The organism is Bartonella capreoli (assembly GCF_902813205.1).
Taxonomy (GTDB): Bacteria; Pseudomonadota; Alphaproteobacteria; order Rhizobiales; family Rhizobiaceae; genus Bartonella; species Bartonella schoenbuchensis.
Genome location: NZ_CADDZX010000281.1, coordinates 1 through 418, shown reverse-complemented (window position 1 = coordinate 418; position 418 = coordinate 1). Strand labels below are relative to the sequence as shown.

Annotated in this window: 1 protein-coding gene; it reads right to left on the bottom strand. The window is 42.1% G+C overall.

The genetic code is table 11. The features are described from left to right. The coding region (locus J7R05_RS08435) for a class I tRNA ligase family protein (protein WP_208541892.1) at positions 1-418 on the bottom strand (418 nt) is incomplete at both ends.

The following is a 418-nucleotide window of genomic DNA, read 5'->3' as shown; positions in this document are numbered from 1 at the left end:
TCACTCGCTCATCTTTCAGAACAATACCATCTTCATTGGCAAAAATACAAATTGGAACACCCCAAGCGCGCTGACGAGAAAGAACCCAATCAGGACGATCTGCTACCATAGAAGCCAAACGGTTTTGACCAGAAGAAGGAACAAAACGCGTCATCGAAATAGCCTCCAAAGCACGACTACGTAAAGTTGAACCATCTCCAAGATCTTTATCCATTGAAATAAACCATTGCGGCGTATTACGAAAAATAACTGGTTTTTTTGAACGCCAACTGTGAGGATAGGAATGTTTTAAACGACCGCGTGCAAACAATCGATCCGCTTTAATTAAAGCTTTTATCACTTCTTTATTAGCATCACCCATTTTTCCATGATCATCAATAACACGTACGGGCCCCTCTTTACGGTCCGGTCCAAAACC